Source organism: Serratia aquatilis, assembly GCF_044865145.1.
GTDB lineage: Bacteria > Pseudomonadota > Gammaproteobacteria > Enterobacterales > Enterobacteriaceae > Chania > Chania aquatilis.
This window is the reverse complement of the sequence record NZ_CP173186.1, coordinates 1,836,763-1,861,853: the sequence shown is the minus strand read 5'-3', so window position 1 is coordinate 1,861,853 and position 25,091 is coordinate 1,836,763. Positions and strand designations below refer to the sequence as shown.

The 25,091-nt window shown below is 50.7% G+C and carries 21 protein-coding genes, 1 tRNA gene and 1 pseudogene; 5 read left to right on the top strand and 18 right to left on the bottom strand.

What is annotated here, in order from left to right; translation table 11 throughout:
- Window positions 1–8: 8 nt before the first annotated feature.
- The 4 genes from sixA to SAQUA_RS08335 all read right to left on the bottom strand — a co-directional run bounded on the left by sixA (window position 9) and on the right by SAQUA_RS08335 (window position 4,869).
- Window positions 9–491 (bottom strand): phosphohistidine phosphatase SixA, encoded by a 483-nt coding sequence (sixA, locus tag SAQUA_RS08350; protein ID WP_380672503.1) that lies wholly within the window; start codon window positions 489–491, stop codon window positions 9–11.
- Window positions 492–872: 381 nt separating this feature from the next.
- The gene (gene fadJ / locus SAQUA_RS08345) at window positions 873–3,038 is read right to left on the bottom strand and encodes a fatty acid oxidation complex subunit alpha FadJ (protein WP_380672501.1); all 2,166 of its coding nucleotides are present in this window, start codon (window positions 3,036–3,038) and stop codon (window positions 873–875) included.
- Complete coding sequence (gene fadI, locus SAQUA_RS08340; RefSeq protein ID WP_380672499.1) at window positions 3,038–4,348, bottom strand: acetyl-CoA C-acyltransferase FadI; 1,311 nt, start codon at window positions 4,346–4,348, stop codon at window positions 3,038–3,040. Before fadI ends, fadJ begins: the two co-directional genes overlap by 1 nt.
- A 224-nt stretch (window positions 4,349–4,572) precedes the next feature.
- Window positions 4,573–4,869 (bottom strand): YfcZ/YiiS family protein, encoded by a 297-nt coding sequence (locus tag SAQUA_RS08335; protein WP_380672497.1) that lies wholly within the window; start codon window positions 4,867–4,869, stop codon window positions 4,573–4,575.
- A gap of 404 nt (window positions 4,870–5,273) precedes the next feature.
- Between SAQUA_RS08335 and fadL the strand changes: the two genes are divergently transcribed.
- Window positions 5,274–6,608, top strand: a complete 1,335-nt coding sequence (gene fadL / locus SAQUA_RS08330; RefSeq protein WP_380672495.1) for a long-chain fatty acid transporter FadL — start codon at window positions 5,274–5,276, stop codon at window positions 6,606–6,608.
- A 53-nt stretch (window positions 6,609–6,661) separates the two neighbouring features.
- On the opposite strand, the gene SAQUA_RS08325 is transcribed toward fadL, so the two are convergent.
- The 12 genes from SAQUA_RS08325 to ccmA form a co-directional block, all read right to left on the bottom strand.
- Entirely contained in the window at window positions 6,662–8,401 is a 1,740-nt protein-coding gene (locus SAQUA_RS08325) for a hypothetical protein (protein WP_380672493.1), read from the bottom strand.
- Window positions 8,398–9,900: an ABC transporter substrate-binding protein gene (locus SAQUA_RS08320; RefSeq protein ID WP_380672491.1), complete on the bottom strand. Its 1,503-nt coding sequence runs from the start codon at window positions 9,898–9,900 to the stop codon at window positions 8,398–8,400. Before SAQUA_RS08320 ends, SAQUA_RS08325 begins: the two co-directional genes overlap by 4 nt.
- 333 nt (window positions 9,901–10,233) lie before the next feature.
- Window positions 10,234–10,995 (bottom strand): phospholipid-binding lipoprotein MlaA, encoded by a 762-nt coding sequence (mlaA, locus tag SAQUA_RS08315; protein ID WP_380672489.1) that lies wholly within the window; start codon window positions 10,993–10,995, stop codon window positions 10,234–10,236.
- Window positions 10,996–11,029: 34 nt separating this feature from the next.
- Window positions 11,030–12,241: a c-type cytochrome biogenesis protein CcmI gene (gene ccmI / locus SAQUA_RS08310; RefSeq protein WP_380672487.1), complete on the bottom strand. Its 1,212-nt coding sequence runs from the start codon at window positions 12,239–12,241 to the stop codon at window positions 11,030–11,032.
- Window positions 12,241–12,708, bottom strand: coding sequence for a cytochrome c-type biogenesis protein CcmH (locus SAQUA_RS08305; RefSeq protein WP_380672485.1), 468 nt, complete (start codon window positions 12,706–12,708; stop codon window positions 12,241–12,243). The genes ccmI and SAQUA_RS08305 overlap by 1 nt, the downstream gene beginning before the upstream one ends.
- The gene (locus tag SAQUA_RS08300) at window positions 12,705–13,256 is read right to left on the bottom strand and encodes a DsbE family thiol:disulfide interchange protein (protein ID WP_380672483.1); all 552 of its coding nucleotides are present in this window, start codon (window positions 13,254–13,256) and stop codon (window positions 12,705–12,707) included. The genes SAQUA_RS08305 and SAQUA_RS08300 overlap by 4 nt, the downstream gene beginning before the upstream one ends.
- Window positions 13,253–15,223, bottom strand: coding sequence for a heme lyase CcmF/NrfE family subunit (locus SAQUA_RS08295; RefSeq protein WP_380672481.1), 1,971 nt, complete (start codon window positions 15,221–15,223; stop codon window positions 13,253–13,255). The genes SAQUA_RS08300 and SAQUA_RS08295 overlap by 4 nt, the downstream gene beginning before the upstream one ends.
- On the bottom strand, window positions 15,220–15,714 hold the full coding sequence (gene ccmE, locus SAQUA_RS08290; RefSeq protein WP_380672479.1) for a cytochrome c maturation protein CcmE: 495 nt from the start codon (window positions 15,712–15,714) through the stop codon (window positions 15,220–15,222). The genes SAQUA_RS08295 and ccmE overlap by 4 nt, the downstream gene beginning before the upstream one ends.
- Window positions 15,711–15,953: a heme exporter protein CcmD gene (gene ccmD, locus SAQUA_RS08285; RefSeq protein ID WP_380672477.1), complete on the bottom strand. Its 243-nt coding sequence runs from the start codon at window positions 15,951–15,953 to the stop codon at window positions 15,711–15,713. The genes ccmE and ccmD overlap by 4 nt, the downstream gene beginning before the upstream one ends.
- Window positions 15,950–16,687 carry a heme ABC transporter permease gene (locus SAQUA_RS08280; RefSeq protein WP_380672475.1) on the bottom strand — a complete coding sequence of 246 codons (738 nt, stop codon included), beginning with the start codon at window positions 16,685–16,687 and terminating at the stop codon, window positions 15,950–15,952. Before SAQUA_RS08280 ends, ccmD begins: the two co-directional genes overlap by 4 nt.
- A 372-nt stretch (window positions 16,688–17,059) precedes the next feature.
- The gene (gene ccmB / locus SAQUA_RS08275) at window positions 17,060–17,719 is read right to left on the bottom strand and encodes a heme exporter protein CcmB (RefSeq protein ID WP_380672473.1); all 660 of its coding nucleotides are present in this window, start codon (window positions 17,717–17,719) and stop codon (window positions 17,060–17,062) included.
- The gene (ccmA, locus tag SAQUA_RS08270) at window positions 17,719–18,351 is read right to left on the bottom strand and encodes a cytochrome c biogenesis heme-transporting ATPase CcmA (RefSeq protein ID WP_380672471.1); all 633 of its coding nucleotides are present in this window, start codon (window positions 18,349–18,351) and stop codon (window positions 17,719–17,721) included. Before ccmA ends, ccmB begins: the two co-directional genes overlap by 1 nt.
- A gap of 457 nt (window positions 18,352–18,808) precedes the next feature.
- On the opposite strand from ccmA, the gene SAQUA_RS08265 reads away from it, so the two are divergent.
- Window positions 18,809–18,883: transfer RNA gene (locus tag SAQUA_RS08265), tRNA-Arg, on the top strand.
- Window positions 18,884–18,968: 85 nt separating this feature from the next.
- Window positions 18,969–19,418, top strand: a pseudogene (locus SAQUA_RS08260) (tyrosine-type recombinase/integrase); the annotation flags it as partial.
- On the opposite strand, the gene SAQUA_RS08255 reads toward SAQUA_RS08260, so the two are convergent.
- Window positions 19,415–20,656 carry a reverse transcriptase domain-containing protein gene (locus tag SAQUA_RS08255; RefSeq protein ID WP_380672469.1) on the bottom strand — a complete coding sequence of 414 codons (1,242 nt, stop codon included), beginning with the start codon at window positions 20,654–20,656 and terminating at the stop codon, window positions 19,415–19,417. The pseudogene SAQUA_RS08260 and the gene SAQUA_RS08255 overlap by 4 nt on opposite strands.
- Window positions 20,657–20,762: 106 nt before the next feature.
- Window positions 20,763–21,323 carry an SLATT domain-containing protein gene (locus SAQUA_RS08250; protein WP_380672467.1) on the bottom strand — a complete coding sequence of 187 codons (561 nt, stop codon included), beginning with the start codon at window positions 21,321–21,323 and terminating at the stop codon, window positions 20,763–20,765.
- A 209-nt stretch (window positions 21,324–21,532) separates the two neighbouring features.
- Here SAQUA_RS08250 and SAQUA_RS08245 point away from each other — a divergent pair, with 209 nt between their 5' ends.
- Both SAQUA_RS08245 and katG read left to right on the top strand, forming a co-directional pair.
- Entirely contained in the window at window positions 21,533–21,715 is a 183-nt protein-coding gene (locus tag SAQUA_RS08245; RefSeq protein WP_380672465.1) for a hypothetical protein, read from the top strand.
- Between the two features lie 942 nt (window positions 21,716–22,657).
- On the top strand, window positions 22,658–24,844 hold the full coding sequence (gene katG, locus SAQUA_RS08240) for a catalase/peroxidase HPI (RefSeq protein WP_380672463.1): 2,187 nt from the start codon (window positions 22,658–22,660) through the stop codon (window positions 24,842–24,844).
- The last annotated feature ends 247 nt before the right edge of the window (window positions 24,845–25,091 follow it).

Here is a 25,091-nt window from a genome sequence, read left to right as displayed (position 1 = left end):
AGCGGTAATCAAACTTTGGCAACGAGCTGAGATGGACCGATCTGCCATTCAAATTTACCGCTGTCGCCATCAGGATCCAATTCAACGCAGGCAATGGCTGAGGTAGCAAACATTGGAGGGCATTCGCTCGGGCACAATTCAGCTACCAGGTAGCCCACCAGCGGCAGATGGGAAACGACCAACACTGCCCCCACGCCCTCTTTGGCCAGCGCAAGCAGATAACAACTTACCAGACCGGCGTCACCGCCTGGCGTCAGTTCAGGCATCACTTCTTGGCCTTCTGGTAACGTTAATGCCTCACGTACCGTTTCCAGCGTCTGCTCGGCCCGTAAATAAGGGCTGACAAGCACCCGTTCAATATCCACTGACTTGCTGTTCAGCCAAGCTGCCATCCGGCGCGACTCATCACGGCCACTAACAGTAAGGGGCCTTACCGAATCGCTGGCTGCATCAAGTGCCGCCTCTCCATGACGCATAATCAAAACTTGCATATTGCACCGCTATTGTTGACAAAATAACGCTATACAGAAACGCCGAATTACTCTCAAAGCAAAGAACTTAAAACAATAAAGGCCGTCTCTAGGGCGGTCGCGCATTTTGCCTGAAAGTTCACGTAAAGAAAACGCTGTTTTTTTGCATCAACGACGCTGTCAGGTAAATTTACCGCTCATAATAGCACCTATTTGACTGAGTAAATTTAAACCTGAACGCTATAAATAATTGTTGGCGCTGGGATGCTCACCAACAAAGCGCTACGTTACCCCTCCCCGATCCCCCTGTACAGCCTTCAACATTGCCCTTATTGCAAGGAGTGATAGCGATCACAGTACGGCCCTGATCAAACTGTAGCGCAAACAGGGCCGCTATGCAGGTTAACTTACTTGCGGATAAAACCGTTCTTGCTGCTGGGCCATGCGCTGTAAGCGTTCGCACGGCGCAAAGCGTTCACCATGGTGCTGTTGCAGATAGCGCAGGGTTTGCACCACTTTCTCCGCACCCAGTTGATCCATATAACGGAAGGGGCCACCGAGGAAAGGCGGGAAACCAATCCCAAACACGGCACCGATATCCCCATCGCGGGCGCTACGGATCACCCCCTCATCCAGGCAACGCGCCGCCTCATTGAGCATCATCATCACACAGCGCTGCGCAATCACCCCATGTTCAATATGGGGCTTGGCGGTGATCCCCAGCAGCGAATAAATCGAGCTATCGGCACTCTTGCGCTTCTGCCGCCGTTTCCCTTCTGCTGGGTAGAGGTAAAAACCGCGCCCATTCTTACGCCCTTTGCGGCCATCCTTCAGTACAGCGTCGAATGCTGCGGGCGCGGCAAACCTCGGCCCCAATTCTGCCGTCAGGATCGGAGTGATCTTGGTGCCAACATCAATACCCACTTCATCCAACAGCATGATCGGGCCGACCGGGAAACCAAAATCGACCAGCGCTTTATCCAAGGATTCTATCGGCTCACCTTCCAACAGGCAGCACGCAGCTTCATTAATATAAGGGGCAAGAATTCTGTTAACATAAAAGCCCGCACGGTCGGCGACCACTATCGCGGTTTTCCCCTGCCTGTGCGCCAGAGCGACGGTAGTGGCGATGGTTTCTTCGCTGGTCGTGGCGTGCGGTATCACCTCTACCAGCGGCATTTTATCCACCGGGCTGAAGTAGTGCAGGCCAATCACCTGCTGCGGCCTAGCAGCATTGGCGGCAATCTGTCCGATCGGCAACGATGATGTATTCGAGGCAAAGATGGTGTGCGGTGCGGCATAGCGTTCAATATCAGCGACCATCTGCTGCTTGAGTGCTATATCTTCAAATACCGCTTCCACTACCACGTCGACACCCGCAAAACCGCTGTAGTCGGTTGAACCAGAGATTAGCATCATCTGTTTCTGACGTTCTGCAGGCCGCATACGCTTGCTGCGCACCCTTTTGCTAAGTAGATCCCAGGTGTACTTCAACGCATGGTTGATACCTAGCTCATTTACATCTTTGATTCGCACCGGCAACCCACCACGGGTGGCAGTGACACAGGCAATCCCGCCCCCCATCAAGCCCCCGCCCAGCACACCGATACGGTGCAGCTCGCGGGGTTTAGCATCACCGCCGCGTTCTTTCTTCAACGCCGTTGAAGCAAAGAACAGGCTGCGCAACGCTGCAGACTGTGGTGACATTGCCAACTCACCAAAAGCAAGAGCCTCCGCTTCATAGCCACTGGCACTCCCCTGCTCCAACCCGGTGCGTACTACCTGAATAATGCGCTCTGCAGCTGGATAATTGCCGTGGGTTTTCTCCTGGGTTTTCTTGCCTACAATGCTGAACAACAGGCTTCGGCCCAATGGGCCGTTAAGCAGACGCTCCTGCCACGGCAGAGCGCGGCGTGATTGCCAACCTTGCTGCACGCGTTCAATCGCGGTTTGCAACAAAATGGAGAGCGGCACCGCATCGTCCACCAGCCCCATCTTTAACGCCTGACGTGCACGGATGGATTTACCGGTAAGGATCATATCCAGCGCCTTGCTGGCACCGATCAAGCGCGGCAGACGCTGAGTGCCTCCCGATCCCGGCAAAAGCCCAAGCTGCACCTCAGGCAGGCCCAACTGCGTTTTATCATCCAACGAACAAACGCGACTGTGACAAGCCAAGGCCAATTCCAGGCCACCGCCCAGGCAGGCACCATGAATAGCCGCCACCACGGGTACGGGGAACGCGGCAATCTGCGCAAAGGTACTCTGCCCTTTCTTCGCCAACAACTCGGCCTCTTTGGCGGTATTGCAGGCGGCAATCATGGTGATATCCGCCCCGGCAATAAAAGAGTCTGCTTTCCCGGACAGGATCACTAACCCTTCTAGGGTGGTGAGCTGTTGCGCTTTCAGCAGCACATCGTTGAACTGCTCAACAAATTCCGCTTTCAGCGTATTAACCTTTTCCCCCGGCACATCGATGGTAATCACGCCGATATTGTCTGGGCGTAGCGTAAGATGAAACGCCGAAGGTTTAGCTCGCTGCTCATGCAATGCGTTTTCGACACTCATTATTCCACCTCTACAATCATCGCGGCACCCAATCCCCCGGCCGCACAGGCCGTGGTCAACCCTAAACCGCCGCCGCGCCGTTTGAGCTCATACAAAGTCTGAGTGATCATGCGTGCACCCGTTGCGGCAAACGGGTGGCCGTAGGCAATGGAGCCGCCCAGTACGTTGAATTTCTCCATATCGACTTCACCAATCGCCTGTTCGCGGCCCAGTTTCTGTTGGGCAAACTCAAGGCTGGCGAACATTTTCAGATTGGCCAGTGTTTGTGAGGCAAAGGCCTCGTGCATATCGATCAAGGTGAGGTCGGCCAGAGTAATGCCAGCACGATCTAACGCCAGCGGCGTGGCATAGGATGGCCCGAGCAACATATCTTCCCAGACATTAATAGCAGCGAAGGCGAAACTGCGTAGATAACCCAACGGCTCCAAACCCAGTTCTTTGGCACGGGACTCGCTCATCATCAGCACCGCCGCTGCGCCGTCGGTTAATGGCGTACTGTTGGCAGCCGTAACGCTACCATGCTTGCGATCGAAGGCCGGTTTCAGCTTGGCGTAAGAGTCAATACTGGAATCTTTACGGATATTATTATCTTCATGCAGCGGAGTTTTATAAGGCGGTACATAGGCGGTCATGACCTCGTCTTGCAACAGCCCCTGTTCCCAGGCTTTGGCAGCCAACTGGTGCGAACGATGCGCCAAGGCATCCTGTTGTTCACGGGTTATGCCATGGCTTTTAGCCATTTGCTCCGCGGTATCCCCCATGCGCAGGCCGGTAGAGTATTCAGCCACGGCAGGGGGAACCGGCAGTAAATCACGAAATTTAAGCTTGCTAAACAGCTTCAACCGTTGCGACAGGCTGCGCGCCTTGTTCACATCCACCAGCGTTTTTGCCAATGCTTTACTGACGCCAATCGGCAGCACGGAAGAAGAGTCAGCCCCACCGGCAATACCAATACTGATGCTGCCTGCCATAATGCTTTCCGCTACGTTAGCGATCGCCTGAAAACTGGTAGCACAGGCACGCGAAACACTGTAGGCATCGGTACTGACGTTCATACCGGTACCAAGCACTATTTCCCGCGCAATATTAGGCGCTTCTGGCATTTGTACCACTTGGCCAAACACCAATTGCTCGATCAAGGCGGGATCGAGACCACTTCGTGCCAGTAATTCGCTTACCGCAATTTTGCCAAGATCCACTGCAGGAATGCCGTGATAGGCGGTCGCCTGTTTAGCAAAAGGTGTACGTATTCCCCGAACGATAGCGATACGATCGCCATGGCGTGTAACCAACGGCAATGGCTTACTCATAAGCACTCCTGAATGTAGGCCGTTAACACAACGGACAGAAGAGGTCCGACCTGATGCGGTCATTGTTAACCAAATGTTTATATTTGGCAAACCGAGAGAAGTGAAAACTGGGAGCGGGAGCAACTTTCGAGGAAGCGATCAACCTGCGTGACAACGCTCACGCAGGTTTACACAGGGTCTTTCACCTTACAGCCAGAGCAAAACCCATGGTAATGGAGCAAAAATTAACGCAGGCCGAGCTGAAATATCAGCGTTTCTGCCTGGCAGGCGAAGGTGAAATCAACATCCAACTGTACGCCACCGTCAACAGGTTTAATGCTACTGCTGATGTCACACGGGTCAGATTCAACGCCACGGGCCTTTTCAGTCAATGCCGCCAAGGTTTTCTCTGCATCTTGCTGATTGGTAAATACTTGGCTATAAGAAGCGGTACAATCCGTATTGTCCATCACGGTACCCACATCCACACAGCAACAAGCCGCAGTTTCCTGAGCATTACACTTATTGATTGCATCTGACATATTCGAAATCTCCTCAGGGTGGCTTTTACGCTCACCTAAATAGCCATTTATGATCTGGCGCAAATATACAAAACACTGTTTTTATTTTACGCCTCGGGCTAACCAATCACTAGCCTTACTTTTCTTAAGTATTTTAAGTGGTGGAAAAAACAAATGAAAATCGTCATGTGCTAAAAATTCGTTGGAATTTTGTTGTGCAACACCATTTTTCTGTTATCCAGATCTCCTTTTTGCTATCAATCGCAAAAAAGTTCAAAACAAAGTTGTAACATTTCGACAGGTCGGACCTATAATTCAGCCACTGGTCTGATTTGTCAGAATGATAGCGGACCCTAAAATCGCGCGCTCTGTGTTACGTTGTGTAACATTGCTTAATGATAAACATATAAAATGAGGTTTTGGTCATGAGCCAGAAAAACCTGTTTACCAAATCAGCTCTTGCAGTTGCAGTGGCAATCATCTCTTCTAACGTAAACGCCGCAGGATTCCAGCTAAACGAATTTTCAGCCGTTGGTTTAGGCCGTGCCTATTCCGGCGAAGGTGCAGTGGCCGATACCGCAGCATCAGGTAGCCGTAACCCGGCAACTATGATGATGTTTAACAGCCCTTCTTTCTCTTCAGGTGTCGTGTTTATCGATCCTGATGTTAATATCTCTGGCACTTCTCCTTCTGGCCAGAGCCTGAATGCCGATGACATCGCCCCGACCGCTTGGGTTCCTGACCTTCACTATATTCATCCAATTAATGAACAGTGGGCAGTGGGTGGTTCTGCGACCAGTAACTACGGTCTGGCAACTGAGTACAGTAACAGTTATCCGGCGGGCTCGGTCGGTGGCACCACAGACCTGACTACCGTGAACCTTAATTTGAGTACAGCCTATCGCCTGAACCAACAATTCAGTTTCGGTCTGGGTTTCAATGCGGTGTATGCCAAGGCCAAGATTGAGCGCTATGCGGGCGATCTGCCACTTCTGCTCGCTTCCCAAGGGAGCAAGCAGGGGATATTAACGCCTCAGCAGGCTGGCGCTATTGCTGCTATACCTGGCGATACACAAATTACACATCTGGAAGGTAATAAATGGGGTTACGGCTGGAACGCGGGTATTTTGTATGAGTTAAATGAAAACCACCGCTACAGCTTTACCTACCGTTCCGAAGTAAAAATCGACTTTGAAGGCGATTACAGAAGCAGTCTGCCTTCCGCCTACAACGGACTGTTAGGGCAGTTTGGTCTGCCAACCGGTACTGATGGCAATAACGTACCAGGGGAGTTAACCCTGAACCTGCCGGAAATCTGGGAAGTATCTGGTTATAACCGAGTGGCACCTCAGTGGGCTATCCACTACAGCATGGCCTACACCAGTTGGAGTCAATTCCAGGAGTTAAAAGCAACCAACAGTAACGGTCAAACGCTGTTCCAGAAGCATGAAGGCTTCCGTGACGCTTATCGCATCGCGTTGGGTACCACCTACTACTATGACGATAACTGGACCTTCCGTGGCGGTATCGCCTTTGATGACAGCCCGGTCCCAGCCCAAAACCGCTCTATCTCGATCCCAGATCAAGATCGTACCTGGCTAAGCGCCGGTGCAAGCTATGCATTCAACAAAAATGCCTCTGTTGATGTGGGCGTTTCCTACATGCATGGTCAGAGAGTCACCATCAAAGAAGGCCCTTATACTTTCGACTCTGAAGGTAAAGCCTGGCTGTACGGTGCTGGCTTCAACTACCGCTTCTAATCCTCTCCTAGTTAGCAAAAGCGCCTCTCACGGGGCGCTTTTTAATTGTATTTCTACAACCCTTTTTGCAATGCATCGTAGGCGGCAATCACCGTTGCCATCTGAACGGTATGCCCGCGAATAAAGCCTGCACCATAAATCGTTTCATCCGGATATTCGGTAAGCAAAGTTAACGGCACTGTATGGCGTTGATCCTCGCCAATCAGGCACGGAAAACCGTTGATCATGCGAAAGCCAGTTTCCCCGGCATGTTGCTCAAACAGGGCAATCTGCGCACTGTTCTCGGTAATCAGCCCATCAATCGCCGCCAGTTGGCGCGTTACTGCATCAAGCAGCCGCTCGGCAGCGTTCTCCCAGCCAGCGTGATGGCGCACGATGAGAAAAAATCCTTTGGGCAAGGTCCACATTTCGAAACCACGGGGAACATAACCAGAAAATGGTCGTGTCCACTCATGAGCAGGATAGCCGTGCAAATTAACATGCAGCTTGGCGTTGGTCAGAACTTCAGCTTGGGTACGGATGGCTTTTTCCCACAGAACCTCACCGGTACGGTATTCCAGATCGTCTCCCAGTGCGGTATAACGCGCGGCATGATGCATATGGTTTGGCTGGGTGGCTCGGAGCCGGTGATGCAACGCGTAGCCATCGGGATTCTCCTGCGGCGAGATAGAGAAATGGCCCCCTTCGCGAGCACTCAGATTCTGTGCGGCACGCAAGGCTCCCACCACACCAGAGGTTTCGTTGGCATGTTGCCCGGCACTGATCATGATTGGCTGGTCGGTCCCATGAATATAACGGCCATAAACGGTTCGGCCTGAACGGGCGGTTGCCGTGAATTCATTGCCTCCCAAACTGGCCAACTCTTCAATAATCTGCCCGGCATACAGCGGTGCCGCCGCCGTAGACAAAACTTGAGTCTCGCCGGTGCTGTCCTGTGTCGACAAGCCTCGCAATGTGATAGTGACAGCGGGATCGCCGCTGGTATAGCGAATATCAGGCACTATCTGCCCTGGCTGCAGACCACGATCCCCCAACGGGCGCCCAGACTTACGCTGGAACACTTCAAGCAGTGAGAAATAAATATCCTCATGCAACCCTTCGGCCAGGCTGATCGCTTCATGGCCATAAGCCAGCGGTTGGTCTTTAACCGGGATTTGCACAGCAATATTCAATTCCGCAAAGTAGGGTTCATTATCTCCCCACTTATGATCCACAACTGCCGTAATGGTTTGCTGGAACAGTTGCTCAAGGTCGATTTCGAAACGTTCGCTGGTTTTACTGCCTTGATGAGTCACCACCAGCCAACCGGTTGGCGAGAGCAGCGTCTCACCAATGCAATCTAGATGGAGCCGGTTGGGAGCAAAAACCTGATGCTGTTCCCGCCGGCCATCCTGATAGGTCAGCGTTACGTCATAGACTATATCTTGAATAGATTCCGTCCGTTGTGCGGCAACAAACTGCACCGGCACTTCCCCCAACAGCGCGCTCAACGGATAGCTTTCCAACAGAAAACGGTTGTGTGCACAAGCCGGATGACTTGGATAGCGGATCACAACCTCCGCGAGTTGGCTGCAATCAATCTCTTCAAGAAAGAAATGCAGTAGCGGCTTATAGGCACTACGAAAGATGGCGTTTACACCACAGGCTTGCAGTTTTGCCGCTGCAGTTTGGCGGCTTTCGCGATCGTCAAACAGCCACGCCTCAACGCTGGCACCCTGCATCGCCGGTTCGGTATAGCGCGCAACCAACTGTTCAAGACTGTGCTCGATATGTTGCTGAAAAATAATGCTCATCGTGATGCCCTTCCTGTTGGATCGAGGCTGTCACGCAGCCAATCCCCCAATAGATTCAACCCAAGAACCGTCAACAGAATAGCCAGCCCTGGAAATACGCTAATCCACCAGGCCGTTTGCAGATAGGTGCGGCCATCAGCCAGCATGCCTCCCCAGCTTGGAATGGTGGGATCGACACCGAGACCTAAAAACGTCAGGCTGGATTCCAGCAGAATGTTATTCGCCACATTGAGTGTACTCAGCACGATCACCGGGCCAAGCAGGTTTGGTAACAGATGCTGGAAGATAATACGCCAATCTTTCACGCCAATTGCATGTGCCGAAAGGATAAATTCACGCTCGCGCAGCGCCAGTACCGAACCACGCACCAAGCGGGCATATTGCACCCATTGCGAGACGATCAGCAGGATGATGGTATTCATCAGCCCGCCACCGACGATGGCAATAAAGGTGATCGCTAACAGAATAAACGGCAATGCCAGTTGCACATCGGCAAAGCGCATCACCACCATATCCCAGAATCCGCGATAATAACCGGCGATCAACCCCATAGTTACGCCAATCACCACGGCACCAATCACCGAAGTGAACCCCACCAGCAGCGATATTTTACCGCCGGTAATAACCCGGGCCAGAACGTCGCGCCCCAGTGGGTCGGTCCCCAACAGGTGTGATGGATTGCTGAACGGCGTTATCAGGCGCGCCATCAGATCCACTTTTTCACCGCCATCGGGAAACAGCAGCTCGTGCATTTTAGGGTCATTGTTATACGGATTCCATTTCTCGCCGGGGTAGTACATGGAGTATGCCGTGTTGTCGAAATCGAAAGTCCAGCCGCCCCAAGACTGTTGGAACATCGCCCCGGTTTTCCCCTGCGGAATAATATCGTTGAGCAGTACGTTGGTTTCATAAGGCTTGATGGTGGCATTGATGCCGATCATTTGCAGGTAGCTGGAAACCGCCTGCACCACCTCGTTAAAGGTGGCGTCATTACCGCGAATATCTATCTGAATTTTGCTGCCGGGTTTAACTCCCACTTCAGTCAGCAGTTTCTTTGCCATGACCGGGTCATAAGGCAGTGGCTTCATTTCCGGGTCACAGCCGAAAGAGCGCGCACCTTGCAGGCTGGCAATAGGTTCTGCCTGCCCACCGAGAATCGATTTGATGATCGTGTCGCGATCAACGCCGAGTATCATCGCCTTACGCAATCGCTCATCCATAGTGATCCCTTGGCGGGTGTTGTAACGCAGTGAGTAAATGGTCGGGCCATCGGTGGTCACCACCGCCAGCTTCGGGTTAGCCTGGATGGTGGGGATCATGCTGATGGGAACGGTTGGTGGGATCGCCAAGTCAACACGGCCAGCCTGTAACTCTGCAACGGCGGTAGCGGGTTCGGTGATGAAGCGATACTCCAGCTCGGAAAGTTTTGGCAGGTTGGCTTCTACAGAGATGGGGTCATCCGTGTTGACTGCGGCGGCGGCTGCTATCTTGTCGCTCATCCAATATCCCTTAATGCTGGCTTGGTTATGTCACCATTTTATTTACATTGTGTCAATTTAATGTAATTGAATTGTTAATATCGTATCTGTAATGCGCAAGGTGTCTAGGCTGTCTGAGGTTCTGACGAGAGTTCGCATGGGGCACAACATCGCTAATGAGGGAAAACTGCCTAACTGTTCGAAGTACGCGTCAGCCGATAAACGCACTTGAGGGGACTTGAAATGTGGGTAAAAAATATGAAAAAACGTAAAAAGCCCCTTAATATCATGGGCTTTTTACAGTAAATAATTTAGAGACGAAAATGACGACTAGCCAGTTTCAGTCCGAAACGCTTATTCCGCCGAGTCGATCTCATCCAAATCGCCCTCAATTGCCTTGGCATTTGGGTTTTCTTGCGCTTGGAGCCGCCCACCATTAGCCAGGAAATCATGACGCTGGAAATAAGCCTCACGCACCATCAGATAAGGATCGGAAGAGTTACGCAGCAAACCGTCGGAATCTAGTAGTTGAGCGCGGGTTTCAATCCCTTCCACTACCCATTTGCCCGCCGACATCCAGAAAGTGAGGTAGCTCAGCACCGGATAAACGCTATCTGCCCAGTCGCCGCCGTCTTCACGAATAGTGAAGTTACCGTAAACCGGCAGGTGCACATAAGGGCCGTAACCGACACCATAGCTGCCCAGCGTACCACCGAAGCGGCGTGGTGCTTCACGCGCCAGTTTCGGGTTAGCCATGCCAGCCACGTCGATCAACCCGCCCATCCCTAGAAGGGTATTGAGGAAGAAACGGTTAAAGTGGATCATCCCCTGGTATGGGTTGCCTCGCAGGAATTCGTTCACCATGCTGGCAGGTTCTTCCAGGTTGGAAGTAAAGTTGCTCAAACCATTGCGTGCTGGGGTAGGCACATAGTCACGCCATGCAACGGCAACCGGACGGAGCACATAGGGATCCATCACATTAAAGTTGAAGTTAAACATCGCCCGGTTAAAGCCCTCAAGGGGATCGGAACGCCCTTGTGGATCATTACTTGATGAACTGGCGCATCCCACCAGTAATACCGTCGCGAAAGCCAGCCCAGTCAGGCGGAAATTCATATATTTCTCCATGAAAATCTATTGATTCTTTTTATCAGGGAACCTGTTTGTCTATCTGAACGCTGACCTGTTCCTTGCCGCTAAACGCCTGCAACCCGCTCTCACCAAACCACTCCCCCGCCTGCGGTGTAGTCAGGTTATCCTGCGAGAGCCGAACGCGCACTTTCACTTGCTGCAATGCCGACAACAGACGTTCAGGCATCATAGCGTTACTGTCATCCAGAGAAAAGACCATAGGAAAACGGCTAACAGGAAGCTGCTTAACCGCTATAGGGACCGGACTTGTTCCATCAGTCACTGAAACGATCAGCATACCTTGTGGCGCAAGTGCTTTCTCTGCCTGTGGTGACAGTGTGACATTAACGGAAAGTTTAACAGTTTCTTCCCCCGCCTGAACCTTTGCTTGTTCAATACTGCGCTTTATGACTTCAACGCGCTGATCGTCTGCCGGAAGTAACTTAAGCATCACTTGCCAAGCCCCAATCGCCTGTTGGTAATCTTCCTGTTCAAAGGCATTAAACGCCAGCAGGCTCAATACGCGCAGATTGGTATGATCTTCAGCCACCATTTTACGCAGCATTTCGGTCGCTTGCTTGTTATCTTGCGGATCATTGGACCGCGTCAGCACTTCGGCATACGCCAAACGCACATCGATATTATTCGGATCCAAACGGTATGCACGCGCAAACGCCTGCGTCGCAGTGGTGGCATTATTCATCGCCATACCGACACGGCCAAGCATCATCCAGTCGTTGATATTCCTATCGTCATTTTGCAGTGAAGTTCGTAGCCCAAGACCAAGCCGAGCAATCTCCTCCATGCTAAGCGGCTTGGCACGCTCGTCGGCAACGCGCTCACGCAACTCGGGCATTTGCGATTCTACTTGATGCCAGGCCATTACCTGAGACAATCCGCCCGTTTTCAGATAAAACCCAACGGCGACCACTACCAGAACCACCACACCGGGTAGCAGAGCCCAGCGATTGATAGGCTGTGCCGGTTGCGCCTGCTGGCCCGGAATATCATTTAACAGGTTTTGTTGTAACTCTTTCACCAACTCAGAGCGCTCAGCGATTACCCCCAGTTCCTCATCCTGCTCAAGTTCACCGAGACGCTCCTGATAGAACGCTTTATTCAACGCATCGCGGCTAGCCGCACTATTCTGTTTGCCATAGCGCATCGCAGGTACCACCAGTAAAGCGGCACTGCCGACCAACAGCACAATTATCATCAGCCAAAAAGCCATTAGGGTTTCTTCCTATCGGTCTCTTCCAGTAGCGCTGCAAGACGCCGTTGCTCCTGATCGGAGAACGCCTCATTACCAGGCCTCACCCGGCGATGTCGAGTCCGCAATATCACCACAGCCCCACCAATCATTACAAATAGCAGCGGCCCGAGCCACAGGATCAGGGTTGCCGGTGTCAGCGGCGGCTCATAGGTAACAAAATTGCCGTAACGCGCCACCATATAATCAACCACCTGCTGCTTGCTTTGCCCCTGCATCAGCAACTCATAGACCTTGGTACGCATGTCCTCAGCGATGATGGCATTGGAATCCGCAATACTGTTGTTCTGACATTTAGGACAACGCAACTGCTCGGTCAACTGGCGGTACTGCTGTTCCTGCTCGAGCGAGTTGAATTTGTAGGTATCGATTGCCGCAGCGGCACTCCAACTTAATAATGCCGCCAACAGCAAGGTTATCAGTCTCATGCATCACCTCCGTATTTACGGTACAGCGGCAATACCTCCTGCTGCCAGACGCGTTCATTCATGTCCCCGGCATGGCGATAGCGAATGATGCCGTCACCGTCGATCAGGAAGGTTTCCGGTGCACCATAAACGCCAAGATCCAGCCCCAGCATGCCATCGCCGTCATACAGACTGAGTGCATAGGGGTTGCCCAACTGATTCAGCCAGTTCACCGCTTTAGCTCTGTCATCTTTGTAATTCAGCCCCACTACGCGTATCCCTTTCGCAGCCAGCGTGTTGAGATACTGGTGTTCCGCACGGCAGGTTGGGCACCAGGTCGCCCAGACGTTAAGCAACATGGGTTTGCCATTGCGTAGCACCGCCTGATCGAAGGTTTTACCAGGCTGTTCGAGCGACTCCAGCTTGAAGGTGGGTACCGGTTTACCGATCAGCGCGGACTCGAGCATCGTAGGGTCTTCCCCTTTGGCGTTTCGCGTCAATTGCACCAACAATGCCACCACCAGCAATAAGAACAGGATTAATGGAATAAAGAGTAATTTACGGTTCATACTGCCCCCTCTTGCTTGGCCGCTTGTTTGAGTTTTTTGCTCATGCGATAGCGTGGGTCAAGAATACACAGCACGCCACCCACTGCCATAAACACGCCGCCGTACCAAATCCAGCGCACAAAAGGCTTGTAATAGAGCCGCACGGCCCAGGAGCCATCGTCCAGCTCTTCCCCCAAAGCCGCATACAGGTCACGGGCCAGCCCACCATCAATCGCCGCTTCCGTCATTACGCTACGTGCCACGCTGTAGTAACGTTTTTCCGCATGCAGCGTTGCTTCCGCTTTGCCGTTACGGGTCACATCAATAATGCCGACAGCGCCGGTATAATTCGGCCCACGAATGTCATGAACATCACGGAAAATAAAGCGATAGTCATGTATTCCCACGCTATCACCGGCCTTCATGCGCACATCGCGTTCGACGCTGTAATTCTGGCTAAAAGCAATGCCAATCACCGTCACCGCAACGCCCAAGTGGCCTAAAACCATCCCCCAGTGGCTACGGGAAAGGTGTGTCAGACCGCGCCAGAAGCTATGACGATGCGTAGCGCGCTCATGGAGTTCCATCAGGGTCAGCACAATCACCCAAATCGCCATAATCAGCCCGACCACCGTCATGCCGACAATCCGATCCTGTAGCAACCAAGGTAAAAGAATTGACAACACCAGTGTAACCACCAAAGCCACGCCCAGGCGGCGCCACAGTTTAGATGGTTCGTCGCGGCGCCAGCGAACCAGCGGCCCAATCCCAAGCAACAGTGCCAGCGGGGCCATCAGCCAGGTAAACATGGTATTGAAGAAGGGTTCACCAATAGAAATACTACCCAATCCAAGCTGTTTGTGTACCAGCGGTAACAAGGTACCCAGCAACACCACCAGCATCGCGGCAATTAGCAGAACGTTATTCCCTAGCAGGAAAGTTTCGCGCGAGAAGGTTTCATGCTGTACCCGGCTGCGCACCTGCCCACCCTTCACCGCATACAGTAATAACGAACCGCCAATCACCAGCACCAAATAGGCAAGGATGAACATCCCACGCGCCGGGTCGGAGGCAAAGGCATGTACGGAAACCAACACCCCGGAACGCACCAGGAAGGTGCCCAGCAAACACAACGAGAACGCGCTAATCGCTAGCAACACCGTCCAGGCTTTGAAGGTTCCGCGTTTTTCCGTCACCGCCAGCGAGTGGATCAGCGCGGTGCCAACCAACCAAGGCATAAAGGAGGCATTCTCCACCGGATCCCAAAACCACCAGCCGCCCCAGCCCAGTTCGTAGTAAGCCCAGGCAGAACCGAGCACAATTCCCAAGGTCAGGAATACCCAGGCGGCGGTGGTCCATGGGCGTGACCAGCGCGCCCAAGCGGTATCGAGCCGCCCGGCCATCAGTGAGGCTATGGCAAAGGCAAAGGCCACCGAAAACCCGACATAGCCCATATACAGTAAAGGAGGATGGAAGATAAGCCCGATATCCTGCAACAGCGGGTTAAGGTCAGCGCCTTCGATAGGGAAACCTGGCAAGGTACGGACAAAAGGATTTGAAGTCAGAATAATGAACAGCAAGAACCCGGCGGTGATCATTCCCATCACTGCAAGCACTCGCGCTACCGCATCCTGCGGCATAGCCCGGCTACACAATGCCACCGCCAGCGACCAACAGCTCAGCAACAGCACCCACAGCAGTAACGAACCTTCATGTGCACCCCATGTCGCCGCAATGCGGTAGTACACCGGCAATTGCGTATTGGAGTTGGCCGCCACATAGGAAACCGTGAAATCATTGGTCACAAAGGCATAAACCAGGCAGGCAAACGCCAATGAGATGGCGGCAAACATGCCATAGGTGAGTGGCCGAGCTACCGCCATCATGCGCGCATCCTGACGCGCAGCGCCCCATTGTGGGTAAATACTCAACAGCAGCGAAATCGCCAATGCCAGGCACAGCAGAAAACTCCCGACTTCTGGCATCATGACTTGCTGCTCCCTTCTTGCGGGCTGGCATAGGTTGAAGCCGGGCCCTGGTGATTTTCTTTCATTGCATCTGCGACTTCAGGCGGCGTGTATTTCTCATCGTGCTTGGCCAACACTTCGCGGGCATTAACCACGTTGCCCTCCCCCAGCACCCCTTGAGCAACAACCCCCTGCCCTTCACGGAACAGATCCGGCAGAATGCCTTCGAACGTTACATCAATTGCACCACGGGCGTCATACACCTTGAAACTCACCTGCAGGCTTTTCTGGTCACGCTTGACCGAGCCCGGCATTACCATGCCGCCGATGCGCAAACGCTGACCTACCTGCGGTTTCTCATGATTTTCGCCCTTACCCTGCAGAATTTCTGTGGGGGTGTAAAACAGATCGATGTTGGAACGCAATGCATACAGCAGCAACGTGGCGGTAAGCCCAATGCCAATCAGGACAACAAGGGCCAGGTAAAGGCGGTTTTTACGGCGTGGATTCACGATAATGTCCCCCGCGAGTTATCAGACTGAGCTATGGCTGATTTTTGTTTTGATTGGTGAATACGCCGTTCGCGCGCCACTTGGCGATGGACTTCAGCCAGCAGTTGTTTACGCTGCCACAGGGTATGGAGCAGTAAACCCAGCAGTGGAAGTAACGTTGCCGCTACCGCCAGCCAAACATAAAACGCGTAACCGCCCATGGCGAAGAACGCCTGCCAGGAACTGAATGCGGCACTCATAGTGGACGCTCCTTGTTAACCAACTCAGCCACCCAAAGGCGGTGACGTTCCTGGATCAGGATCAGGTTGCGTAAACGCATTAGCGTCAACGTAATGAAAAACAATAAATAGCCGAGGATTGCCCAGCGCAGCGGGGTGCGCATAGTGGGGGCAATGCTTTGCTGCATATTGGTGGAGCCCTGATGGAGGGTATTCCACCATTCGACAGAGAAATGAATAATCGGAAGATTTATCACACCGACCAGCACCAGAATACCCGCTGCGCGCCCGGCAAGGCGGCGATCGTCGAAAGCGTTGTAAAGCGCAATAATCCCCATGTAGAGGAACAGCAATACCAGTTCAGACGTCAGACGAGCATCCCACACCCACCAGGTCCCCCACATTGGTTTGCCCCAGGCGGAACCGGTCACTAAAGCAATGAAGGTGAAAACTGCGCCTACAGGCGCCATAGCGGCCACCACGGTATCGGACATTTTCATCTGCCAGACCAAGCCGATAAAGGCCGCTATTGCCATTGAGGCATAAATGCCCATCGACCAGATCGCCGCCGGGACGTGAATGTAGATGATCCGGAAGCTATCCCCTTGCTGGTAATCCTTGGGCGCAAAACCAAACCCCCATACCCAACCCAACAGGAGACAGAAAGCGCCCGCCATCCCCAGCCAAGGGACAAAACGGCCACAGACATGGTACAACCGCTCAGGGCGGGCAAACTGATGTAACCATTTCCACATTGTCTTCATTGCTCACGGTAAAAATCATTCGGTAACCGCTCCCTTCGGTAAGGGGGCGAACGGCTCTTCTGCGGTAAAAGCTCTTAATGGCCTTCATCCGCCACAGATACAAACCTAGGCTGTGTCCCTTAATTGCACGCGAGCGCCGCTGGCGGTCATTTGCGCACAGGGCAAGGCGTGAGCCGCGAGGTTTGGTGGACCAAATAAGCGGCGAACAACGCAGCAATGCACGCAAATGGCCCCAGCCCTGTGGGTCAAGCCCATTCTCTGTGTTGTCGGGCTTGAACAGAGGGCCACTCTGCCCTTCACCCTCCGCCTTGATAACGGGCTTTTGGGTCTGCGACGGCACCACGGGCAATTAAGGGACACAGCCTAATGTACGCTCACACGCAACGCTGCAGAGGTCGCAAAGGGTGCCAGCGTTATGCTGCCAGCCAACATGGCACCCAGTATTGCCAGGTAACCCTCAATCGGCATTCCCATTGATGCCGCATCGATGGCGGCGGTGGCAAATATCAGCACGGGAATATACAGCGGTAACACCAACAAACTCAGTAACACCCCACCTTTGCGCAACCCGACGGTCAATGCCACACCAATAGCACCAATCAGGCTCAAGATCGGCGTTCCCAACAGCAGCGTCAGCGCCACCGCTGTCCAGGTATTCAGGTCCAGCGACAGCAGTAACGCCACCAGCGGCGATAAGATCAGTAACGGCAACCCGGTCACTACCCAGTGAGCGCATACTTTGCCTAGCACCGTCATTGCTAACGGTGCCGGTAACAGTAGTAACTGCTCCAACGAACCATCGAGGAAGTCGTCCCGGAATAGGCGCTCGAGCGAAAGTAACGAAGCCAGCAAAGCCGCGACCCAGATGATCCCCGGTGCAATACGCGCCAGCAATTGCGGTTCTGGCCCAATCCCCAGTGGAAACAGCGTGATCACAATCAGAAAGAACCACAACGGGTTAACAATTTCCGAGCCTTTGCGGAAGGCTATTTTCAGTTCGCGACGCAGTATGATAAAGAACATCAGGCACTCTCCACGCGGGTATCCGCCAAACGGATCTTCTTTACCATCCGCCGAGTATCAATTAAGTCTTGATGCGTGGTTAACAGCACCATACCGCCCTGCTGCGCATGATGTTCAAAAAGCGCACTCAACTCCCCAACCCCCTGCTTATCTATTGCCGTTAGCGGTTCGTCGAGGATCCAAAGCGGGTTGTTACTTAGCCAAAGGCGCGCTAACGCAACACGCCGTTGTTGCCCAGCGGAAAGTTGCGCCACTGGCACGTCTTCATAGCCGACCAGCCCTACCTGCTCCAACGCCAGCCAGAGGGCGTTGGCATCAGGCGGTTGGCGTACGGCCTGATAAAATTGCAGGTTTTCAAACGGGGTCAGCATGGATTTTATTCCCGGCTGATGCCCCAGAAACAGTAAGTCCAGATGGTACTGCTCGCGGTTGCTGCGCGTGTTTGCCCCGTGCCATAACACTTCACCGCTATCAGGCTGAGCCAACCCGGCAATGATCCGCAGCAGGCTGGTTTTACCCGCACCGTTTGGCCCTTCAACCTGAATAATGTCGCCTGGGCTCACCAAAAAGCTCAACCCATCGAAGAGAAGGCGGTCGTCACGAATACAACTCAGATTTTTCGCTTCCAGCATGGGCAACTCATGTTTTCATCGGGATACAGGATCATACCATAAGCCGCTGAGCGCCCGTAGTCCGCAGCCCTCAGCGGAAGTACCCCATTAGGGGTAATATTCAGCACCAGATCAAAATTGCGTAGAAAAAAGCGCCAAATGAAAATTTTTATTCCTATACCAGATGGTGTTCCTTACTCATTCGGTAAGCTTCCTTTGGTTGCTCTCTGGGATGTTGGATGCGAAAACAGGCTCAGCGAGTGAGTTCAAGAGAATGTGGATGTAGAGAAAACGGGAACACGATTGAGGAGGATAAATTCACACGGTCAGGCCACAAAGCGCCATGTAACCGGTCTTACCGTATAAAATTTACTGCATTTTGGCGACAGAATAAGCAAACGCACCGCTAAGCGCTTATTCTACGGGTAAAAAAAGGTATACTGCACCGGCAAATCGGCTAAAGCCCTTTACCCGCATTGTCCCCTTAGTTAAATGGATATAACGAGCCCCTCCTAAGGGCTAGTTGCAGGTTCGATTCCTGCAGGGGACACCATAAACGCTTCTAAACGCATCCCGTAAAGCCTATAAAACCATTTAAAAACAACGATATAGACTCATTGTATGTCTAGCGATTTCCAAGGGTGATAGAGCTACGCGCTGCGGAGTGGTCAGAGTTTGATTTTGATAATGCGTTGTGTGAGCTCCCAAAGGATAGGATGAAGAAGCGCCGCCCTCACCTTGTACCGCTGTCTACACAAGCATTAGAAATACTTGAAAATCTTAACGTGTTGACCGGGCGCTATAATCTGCTCTTTCCTGACCACAACAATGCACGTAAACCAATGAGTGAAGCCAGCATTAACAAAGTAATCAAGATGCTTGGTTATCATGGCCGGGCCACATGGCACGGTTTCCGCCATACTATGAGCACTATTCTGCATGAGCACGGTTTTGAAAGCGCATTGATTGAGATGCAGCTTGCGCACGTTGATAAGAACTCGATTCGAGGAACTTATAACCATGTGCAATATTTGGAAGGGCGTAGGGAAATGTTGCAGTGGTATGGAAATATGCAGATGACATATTAAGACCTTGTACTACCTGCGTCTATTATATCCGTTTCTAAATCTTTAACTTGCTTACTTATTCTCTTCTTGAAATTATAAATTATTTCTGTTGGAGCCATATCAGTAGTGGATTTTTTAAAGTAAAATTCTAATACATGAATCATCTCTTCAATAGTGAAGTCATCAAAGTTAGGTATATATCGTGTTGTTAAACGCTTATGCCTAATGCTATAAATGGTTCTTACGAAATTTTTTAAGTTCAAATCAACATTAAATCTTATGCAAAGTTTTTTTAAGAATAAATCCATCTCATGCAAAAATGATTCATCTGTTATTTCTGAAAAAAAGAAAGCCCACCCCTTTGATTTCCCCTGAAAAACACAACCAGTTATTCTTAAATTTAAACGCCACTCAAGAAATTCAATGCTTTTTATTTTTGAATACTTAAATTCAGTGAATATCGTTAATAATGACTCACGCAACTTAGCCATTGAACTCTGTCTTGCATATACTAATCCGCTGACGAAATCATAGCCTAAATATGAAAACCTATTTACGTTTACGCTACCTATTGATGACTTTCCTGAACTTTCATTAGGTTTATGTATAACCAATCCAATTCTTTTAAATCTTTTAATTATGTCTGCGGTTAAACCAGCACAACGCTTTGCGTCACAAAGAATCAATATATCATCTACATATCTAAAATATTTTATATCACTAAGAGAGTTAAGAGCTTTATCAATATTTGATAAATAAATTGCAGCTAATATATTAGATATCGATAGACCTTGAGGTACACCTACGCTAGGTATTTCATCGAAGGAAGTAGATCGTGCTACGGTAGGGGTTTTTATTGCGCTATTTATTAATGATACTATCCGCTCATCCCTTACTCTTTTTTTGACTCTTTTTATTAATTCTTCATGCTTGATACTGGGATAGAAATTTGAAACATCTAATTTTATGAAAGTATCATACTTGTCATTTTCAAGCTCGTACTTTATCTTACGAATAATAATTTGTGGTAATTCAAAAGATACAGAACCCGCAAATCTAGCTTGTAAAAATTTGCATAAGGCCTTAAGGGCTATTTTGTCCCTGATAGTAGGAATGGAAATTTCTCTTGGTGCTTTCCCTCTACCTTTCCCTATCAACTTTAATTTATACTTTGTGAACTTATAATTACCCACAGTAACTTTTCTTGATATTATTCCGACTTGCTCATCAATAACATTGCGTAGCTTCTCATGTGACATATTGTCGACTCCAGTCGCAGGAGAAAATATAATAGAACTATTATATATATCAAGCAAACTAGCACTATCAAATAGTCGAGAATATTGCTCCCAAACTCTCATATTGTCACCTTAAAAAGCAAAAAATACCAATAGGAAAAACAAACAAAAACATCACCACAATACATCTAAATAAGTAATAGAATAAAACATTAATATTAATAACACATGTAGGGGTCTTTGTTAAACCATCGCGCTTTGCTTTTGGCGTACAGTAATACTCATTAAAAACCGCACACTTATAGTCAATATCCTTGTGATTCTCACAAATACTCAATATATTTTGATACTCTATCTCTAAGTCACACTCATTATAATTAGGCTTTGAAGACTTATTATATATAATACTTAATTGCTCATAACATTGTTTTATCAACATAGACCTCTCTTTGAAAGATCTATTACTGACAAAAAGCGTAGCGCATAAAACTAAGACTGATAATGCAACCATGACAACTGAAAATAATTGACTTTCAGAGGCACTCTTTAGCCCGTAGATTGAATAAAAAACTAAAAATATAGAATACCACAACAAAATAACTTGAGAATAGAAATCATTTGATAATAGGCGTTTCTCGGCCTGAGTTCTGGATTTTTTTGTCCACCACACACGATCAGACAAACTCATATATAGCTCCTTTAAATTTTACTCTTGGGGCGTCAAACGTAGTGAATAGTGTACCGCCTAGAAGGAATAGGCTAGCTAAAGTAGCTAGAGCGTTAGCTCTCAAAATTAGTTACACCCAATATACTAACTGGATGACCGGAAACCGGCACACCCCAAGAGTATTAAGATTTTACTATCAAAGAAAGTTTGAGCAAGGACTAAATTCATATATGACGGAAATGGAACTACACCGCACCCGCCTGCACACTTTGGATCGTAAAATTTTTTCAGTTTTATTTTCCTACAAACAGCCCCGCCAGCACGCGCCATGCCTGGGCTTTCTCAAAAAACCCGCGACTGAAAAAAGTGAAAAGAATTTCAGTGTTTTTCAGTTGAGGCTGCTAGAAACCTGACTCAACCAACATGTAACACTATGATTATTATTAATTATTTTATTTTACGTGGGGAGTGAGCTAAAAACTAAAGCCAGTGACACACAATAATAAAGTGTAAAAGCCGCTTTGGACGCGGCCTTGAGGGTAATAGTAGAAAATAATCGAACTGAAAAAATTGTAATTCAAATCTGTGAAGCAGCTCTTACATTTGGATTGATAAAGACATTATTGCCCAGCCACGTAATCCCCGCGTGTATGCCGCGTAATAACCGGTTTCATGGGGTCGGGTATTCTGGCCTTTGCTTCTTCTCTCTCCTTGTCCTCAGCCGCTTTAAGCCACTCGATAGCCTCAGCACGTTGCTCTGGCGCAATACTTCAGGCTTTGTATCACCTGCCCGTGTTTCAAGGTGCAGGGGCTAAGGGTATAAACATCGGTACATGTTAGGCCGTATTAGTTGTGACTTTATCTAACGCTGCTCTCCTGTGGGGCTGGTGCCAAGCCTGGTGTGGTTCTCCCAGCAATCTGTTTTGTCTATTAATTCGATAGTGGTCGCTAGATCACACATAAGTGTAATGCCACGTAGAATGTTCTCGTTCCAGACAAATAGCCAATATCACCCAACGCAATAGTGTCCTTTGCGTTTTTAAGCGAATGGTGTCCGTTTCTGAGGAATATCGTGGTTTTTCAAGCCATGCATACCGCAAACATTGAACGCCAGTATTACTTTTGATGCAGCATCAACTCGCCGAGTACGCTACTTGATGCTTCTGCTCAATGTGATAAGTAGAGGGGCCACACTCCATGCGAAGAAGAGCTAAACTTGGGTTGGTATAAGCCGAAATTTCGACGGGCATTTTGCCTTACTTAACACCGTTGTTTGCAAAAGTGCTCGTTAGCTGACTGACGATCTAATCGAAGCAAAACATCTCAACGTGTTATATCAAAGAAAAGGATCAAAAATGGAAAAAAACTCTAGCGGGGTCGGTCAATGCCCCTTCGCTTCTGGTGCCACTACTTCCGCCAGCCAGGCGCATCAAGTCTGGTGGCCCAACGCCCTCAATCTCGATATCCTGCACCAACATGACAGCAAGACCAATCCAATGGATGAGTCTTTCGATTATGTCGAAGCCTTCAACAGTCTCGACTACAATGCACTCAAAGCCGACCTCCATGCTCTGATGACCGACAGCCAACCTTGGTGGCCAGCCGACTGGGGCCACTATGGTGGTCTGATGATCCGCATGGCATGGCACGCCGCAGGCAGCTACCGCGCTACAGACGGACGCGGAGGAGCCAACACCGGCAACCAGCGCTTTGCTCCTCTCAACAGTTGGCCTGACAACGGCAACCTGGACAAGGCTCGCCGCCTACTGTGGCCCATCAAACAAAAATACGGCAACAAGATCTCCTGGGCCGATCTGATGATTCTGGCAGGTAACGTAGCCTACGAGTCTATGGGGCTCAAGACCTTCGGCTTTGCCGGTGGCCGTGAGGATATCTGGCATCCAGAGAAGGATATTTACTGGGGCGCAGAAAAAGAGTGGCTGGCACCAAGCGGCAGCGAAGGTAGCCGTTATAGCGGTGAAAGGGACCTGGAAAACCCGCTGGCGGCGGTGATGATGGGTCTCATCTATGTTAACCCAGAAGGGGTCGATGGTAACCCAGACCCTATCAAAACTGCGCACGACATGCGTGTCACTTTTGCCCGTATGGGAATGAACGATGAAGAAACTGTCGCCCTAACTGCCGGTGGTCACACTGTTGGTAAAGCTCATGGTAACGGCAGTGCCGCTCGTTTGGGGCCAGCCCCCGAGGGTGCCGATGTACACGAGCAAGGGCTTGGCTGGATCAACAATGAAACCCGTGGCATCGGCCGCGATGCAGTGACTAGCGGTCTTGAGGGAGCGTGGACCAGCCATCCAACCCGCTGGGATAATGGTTACTTCAAGATGTTGTTGGGCCATGATTGGTGGCTCAAGAAGAGTCCGGCCGGTGCATGGCAATGGGAACCAGTAATAATCAAAGAGGAAGATCGTCCGGTGGATGTAGAGGACCCCTCCATTCGCTGTAATCCCATCATGACCGATGCAGACATGGCCCTACGCTTTGACCCCATATACCGGGAAATCTCAGAGCGTTTCGCTGCCGATCAGGAACTCTTTTCCGATGCTTTTTCCCGTGCCTGGTTCAAACTGACGCACAGGGACATGGGGCCACGCAGCCGCTATCTCGGCCCAGAAGTGCCAAGTGAAGTGCTGGTATGGCAAGATCCGGTGCCGACTGTAAATTATCAACTCTCCGACGACGAGATCCAGGAGCTCAAAGGTAAGCTACTGGCTTGCGGTATAGCTCCTGCTGATCTTATCGCCACAGCATGGGACAGCGCCCGTACCTTCCGTGCCTCCGATTTTCGCGGTGGGGCTAATGGTGCCCGCATTCGTCTCGCGCCGATGAAGGATTGGGAAGGCAACGAACCGGCCCGTCTTGAGAAGGTGCTCAATGCCTTGAACGCTCTGCAATCCACACTAGCCAAACCTGTCAGTCTAGCCGACCTGATAGTACTTGGTGGTAGCGCAGCCGTGGAACAAGCCGCCCAGAAAGCCGGTGTCGAGATCGTCGTCCCCTTTTCGCCAGGACGAGGAGACGCAAGCGCCGAGCAGACTGACTCAGAATCCTTTGCTTTCCTTGAGCCACTGCACGATGGTTTTCGCAACTGGCAGAAGGGGGACTATAAGGTTCAGCCGGAGGAGATGCTGCTCGACCGTGCACAGTTGTTGGGACTCACGGCCCGTGAGATGACAGTGCTGGTAGGTGGCATTCGGGTACTTGGAGCCAACTATGGCCTTTCGCCGCACGGAGTATTCACTGACCGAGTCGGGGTATTGAGCAATGACTTCTTTATCAACCTGACTGATATGAATTACAGTTGGAAACCGATCGGTCGCAATGCTTACCAGATAGTGGATCGCCAGAGCGGAGCTGTAAAGTGGACTGCCACCCGTGTCGATTTGGTGTTTGGTTCAAACTCAGTGTTGCGTGCTTACGCCGAAGTCTATGCTCAACAAGATGGTAAAGAGAAATTTATCCGTGACTTCGTTAAAGCCTGGTTCAAAGTGATGAACAATGATCGCTTTGATCTGAAATAAATAAAGTCAGCACTTGAAAAAACGTTAGCCATAAGGCTAATGCCGATCGTTTAAGGATCGGTTGACCGATCCGCTGGCTGGTGTAAAAAGGGTTCATGTTCATCATGGACCCTTTTTAAATGGAACTTTCTCAAGCCCTTGGCATTATCAATGTCACCTCTCCAGAGCACGCCCGTAGCGCCTCGATAGAGGTTTCTAAGCTAACACCGTTATTTAAACCAGCCCAGTTGTAGCATGCATAGCCTCA

Bases quoted from the DNA above. Each gene is read 5' to 3' on its own strand.
- sixA (WP_380672503.1), bottom strand. From the start codon at position 491: ATGCAAGTTTTGATTATGCGTCATGGAGAGGCGGCACTTGATGCAGCC.
- fadJ (WP_380672501.1), bottom strand. From the start codon at position 3,038: ATGAGTGTCGAAAACGCATTGCATGAGCAGCGAGCTAAACCTTCGGCG.
- fadI (WP_380672499.1), bottom strand. From the start codon at position 4,348: ATGAGTAAGCCATTGCCGTTGGTTACACGCCATGGCGATCGTATCGCT.
- SAQUA_RS08335 (WP_380672497.1), bottom strand. From the start codon at position 4,869: ATGTCAGATGCAATCAATAAGTGTAATGCTCAGGAAACTGCGGCTTGT.
- fadL (WP_380672495.1), top strand. From the start codon at position 5,274: ATGAGCCAGAAAAACCTGTTTACCAAATCAGCTCTTGCAGTTGCAGTG.
- SAQUA_RS08325 (WP_380672493.1), bottom strand. From the start codon at position 8,401: ATGAGCATTATTTTTCAGCAACATATCGAGCACAGTCTTGAACAGTTG.
- SAQUA_RS08320 (WP_380672491.1), bottom strand. From the start codon at position 9,900: ATGAGCGACAAGATAGCAGCCGCCGCCGCAGTCAACACGGATGACCCC.
- mlaA (WP_380672489.1), bottom strand. From the start codon at position 10,995: ATGAATTTCCGCCTGACTGGGCTGGCTTTCGCGACGGTATTACTGGTG.
- ccmI (WP_380672487.1), bottom strand. From the start codon at position 12,241: ATGGCTTTTTGGCTGATGATAATTGTGCTGTTGGTCGGCAGTGCCGCT.
- SAQUA_RS08305 (WP_380672485.1), bottom strand. From the start codon at position 12,708: ATGAGACTGATAACCTTGCTGTTGGCGGCATTATTAAGTTGGAGTGCC.
- SAQUA_RS08300 (WP_380672483.1), bottom strand. From the start codon at position 13,256: ATGAACCGTAAATTACTCTTTATTCCATTAATCCTGTTCTTATTGCTG.
- SAQUA_RS08295 (WP_380672481.1), bottom strand. From the start codon at position 15,223: ATGATGCCAGAAGTCGGGAGTTTTCTGCTGTGCCTGGCATTGGCGATT.
- ccmD (WP_380672477.1), bottom strand. From the start codon at position 15,953: ATGAGTGCCGCATTCAGTTCCTGGCAGGCGTTCTTCGCCATGGGCGGT.
- SAQUA_RS08280 (WP_380672475.1), bottom strand. From the start codon at position 16,687: ATGTGGAAATGGTTACATCAGTTTGCCCGCCCTGAGCGGTTGTACCAT.
- ccmB (WP_380672473.1), bottom strand. From the start codon at position 17,719: ATGTTCTTTATCATACTGCGTCGCGAACTGAAAATAGCCTTCCGCAAA.
- ccmA (WP_380672471.1), bottom strand. From the start codon at position 18,351: ATGCTGGAAGCGAAAAATCTGAGTTGTATTCGTGACGACCGCCTTCTC.
- SAQUA_RS08255 (WP_380672469.1), bottom strand. From the start codon at position 20,656: ATGTCACATGAGAAGCTACGCAATGTTATTGATGAGCAAGTCGGAATA.
- SAQUA_RS08250 (WP_380672467.1), bottom strand. From the start codon at position 21,323: ATGAGTTTGTCTGATCGTGTGTGGTGGACAAAAAAATCCAGAACTCAG.
- SAQUA_RS08245 (WP_380672465.1), top strand. From the start codon at position 21,533: ATGACGGAAATGGAACTACACCGCACCCGCCTGCACACTTTGGATCGT.
- katG (WP_380672463.1), top strand. From the start codon at position 22,658: ATGGAAAAAAACTCTAGCGGGGTCGGTCAATGCCCCTTCGCTTCTGGT.